Source organism: Rhodoblastus sp. (genome assembly GCF_052145335.1).
Taxonomy (GTDB): domain Bacteria; phylum Pseudomonadota; class Alphaproteobacteria; order Rhizobiales; family Beijerinckiaceae; genus Rhodoblastus.
This window is the reverse complement of record NZ_JBKQOU010000377.1, coordinates 1-3,100: the sequence shown is the minus strand read 5'-3', so window position 1 is coordinate 3,100 and position 3,100 is coordinate 1. Positions and strand designations below refer to the sequence as shown.

3 protein-coding genes are annotated in these 3,100 nt (G+C 57.4%); all 3 read left to right on the top strand.

Translation table 11 applies throughout. The annotated features are described in order from the left end of the window. A partial coding sequence (locus ACLP2E_RS22190) for a lytic murein transglycosylase (protein ID WP_442467153.1) occupies positions 1 to 194 on the top strand: 194 nt, incomplete at its 5' end. A 236-nt stretch (positions 195 to 430) separates the two neighbouring features. Beyond that, on the top strand, positions 431 to 2,065 hold the full coding sequence (locus ACLP2E_RS22185) for an ABC transporter permease (RefSeq protein WP_442467154.1): 1,635 nt from the start codon (positions 431 to 433) through the stop codon (positions 2,063 to 2,065). Between the two features lie 21 nt (positions 2,066 to 2,086). After that, on the top strand, positions 2,087 to 3,100 hold a 1,014-nt coding region (locus tag ACLP2E_RS22180), incomplete at its 3' end, for an ATP-binding cassette domain-containing protein (protein WP_442467152.1).

Below are 3,100 nucleotides of genomic sequence, written 5' to 3'. Positions count from 1 at the left end.
CTCGCGATCTCATCCACGACAAGGCCGACGTTCTGGCCTCAACCGCGAACTTCCTACAGCATTACGGTTGGCAAAGAGGCCAGCCATGGGGGGAGGGAACCGCGAATATGGAGGCCATACGCGCCTGGAATAAATCCACGGTTTATTCCAAAACCATCGCCTATTTTGCGGAAAAACTCGCTGAAAACCGTTGAAATTGCAGAGTCGCAAGCTAAGGGTTGGTTCGCAGCCACTCCGGTGACGAAATGTCAAATTTTGGTCGCCAACGATAGGGTAACGAACTTCACCGCGATTCCTCGCCAGCTCCCGCTCTTGAAATTAAGGAAAAGCGCCAGTGCTGAACAGCGCGCGGCCAACCGCTTTGGGCCGAGCTTTCGCCCCTAATCTCTTCGACCTTGCGGCGCTGGCGCTGGTGATCGGGGTCCTGGTCATGGTTGCCTATGGCGCGCATCAGGCGAACGTGCCGCTGACGGTTTTGGACTCGATGCCGATCTCGCTCGATCCTTGGTGTTTGCCTGAATATGCCTTGCGCACGACCTTGCGAATGTTGGCGGCTATCGTCGCGTCGCTACTTTTCACCTTTGTTTACGCAACCATCGCCGCCAAGAGCCGCCGGGCGGAAATGGTTCTCATTCCTGTGCTCGATATTCTTCAATCCGTGCCAATTCTCGGGTTTTTGACCTTCACCGTGGTCTTTTTTATGAATCTGTTCCCCGGCCGGGTGATCGGCGCGGAACTAGCTTCCGTCTTTGCCATTTTCACCAGCCAAGCCTGGAACATGACCTTCAGCATGTACCAGTCGCTTCGCAATGTGCCCAGGGATCTGGAAGAGGCGACACAGAGCTTTCACCTGTCCTGGTGGCGGCGTTTCTGGCGTTTGGACGTGCCGTTCGCCGTGCCCGGCCTGGTCTGGAATACGATGATGTCGATGTCAGGCGGCTGGTTCTTCGTCGTTGCGTCGGAAGCGATTACGGTTGGCGACACCACGGTCACCTTGCCGGGGGTGGGCGCCTATGTGGCGACCGCCATCAAGGAGCAGAACCTTCCGGCCGTGGGTTATGCCGTTCTCGCCATGCTCGTTGTGATCATCATATACGACCAGCTGCTGTTTCGCCCGATTGTGGCCTGGGCCGACAAATTCCGGTTCGAACAGACTGCCTCTGTGGAAGCGCCTACCTCCTGGCTGCTTGATATTTTCCGTCGGACTCGATTTCTCAGAACGCTGGTGACGCGGGTTTCCGACGTCATCCAATCGACGACACGCATTCGTTTGCCGCTTCCCCATTTTCCGCGGATCAAATTTCCGTTCAATGTGCCAGACCGGACGATCGATGCGGTTTGGATCGCCACCATTTTCATCGGCGCCATTTGGCTTGGCTGGACGGTCGTGCAGTTTATCGCCGCGTCATTGAACTGGTCTGACGTCGAAACCGCCGTCCTCGATGGACTGTACACATTGATTCGTGTGACGATTCTGATCGCTCTGGCTTCTCTGATCTGGGTGCCTATTGGCGTCTGGATCGGCTTGCGGCCTTCGGTCGCTGAAAAAGTCCAGCCGATCGCGCAATTCATGGCCGCCTTTCCGGCCAACATCCTTTTCCCGGCTGCCGTGGTCCTGATCGTCCATTATGGTCTCAACGCCAATATCTGGCTCAGTCCGCTTATGGTTTTGGGCACCCAGTGGTATATTTTGTTCAACGTCATTGCCGGCACCACCGCTTTTCCCGGCGATTTGAAGGAGGCGGCGAAAAGCTTCCATCTTAGTGGCTGGAAATGGTGGCGGTACGTCATCCTGCCGGGAATTTTTCCTTATTACATCACTGGAGCGATCACTGCTTCCGGGGGCTCATGGAACGCGGCCATCGTTGCCGAAGTCGCCAGCTGGGGCGACACTAAACTTCATGCGGTCGGGCTCGGCTCCTACATCGCTTCGGCCACCGAAGCCGGTGATTTCCATCGCGTCATTCTCGGTATCGCCGTCATGTCGATCTACGTCACGCTATTCAATCGTTTGCTGTGGCGTCCACTTTATGCTTTCGCTGAAAACCGCCTGCGCCTGGGTTGAACCAAGGCTTTGGAGATTGTCATGCTCGATGTCGTCAACCCCAACGCCGATGCGGCGCTGATCGACCTGAAAAGCGTTAACCGGAGCTTCGCCAAAGCCAACGGCGACGAACTGGTGGTTCTGGAAAAGGTCGATCTCACCATCAAGGCTGGCGAGATCGTCGGTTTGCTTGGGCGTTCCGGCTCGGGAAAATCAACGCTCTTGCGTATTATTGCTGGCTTGGTCAAGCCGACCTCGGGCGCCGCCGTTTGTCGTGGCGAAGTCATCGATGGACCGCCGCGCGGCATAGCCATGGTTTTCCAATCCTTCGCGCTTTTCCCCTGGCTGACGGTGCTGGAGAATGTGGAGCTCGGCCTTGACGCGCTCGGCGTCGCTAAACCGGAACAACGCAAACGCGCCCTTGCCGCGATCGACCTGATCGGTCTCGACGGTTTCGAATCGGCCTATCCCAAGGAATTGTCCGGGGGTATGCGCCAGCGTGTCGGCTTCGCCCGCGCACTCGTTGTCCATCCGGATCTGTTGCTGATGGACGAGCCATTTTCGGCCCTGGACGTTCTCACCGCCGAAACATTGCGCACCGATATCATCGACCTTTGGGTAGAAGGCCGTCTGCCGATGAAGTCGGTCCTGATGGTCACGCACAATATCGAAGAGGCGGTGCTGATGTGCGACCGAATTCTCGTTTTTTCATCAAATCCCGGTCGGATCGCCGCCGAAATCAGGGTCGATCTCCAGCATCCGCGCAAGCGTCTGGACCCGCCTTTCCGGCAGTTGGTCGACAGCATCTATGCGCGCATGACGCAGAGGGCGGAGCCGCGTCCTTCGAGCATAGAGGGCATTCCCGGCACGGGCGTTGGAATGGTGCTGCATCCCGTTTCAACCAACATTCTGTCAGGCCTGATCGAAGCCGTGGCCGCGGCTCCGTTCAATGGTCGCGCGGACTTGCCGGTTCTGGCTGATCGATTGCAAATGGAGGCGGACGAGCTGTTCCACCTGGCCGAAGCATTGCAACTCCTGCGCTTCGGCATGTTGAGC

Excerpts from the sequence above, each read along its gene's own strand:
- ACLP2E_RS22185 (WP_442467154.1), top strand. The coding sequence starts at position 431 with ATGGTTGCCTATGGCGCGCATCAGGCGAACGTGCCGCTGACGGTTTTG.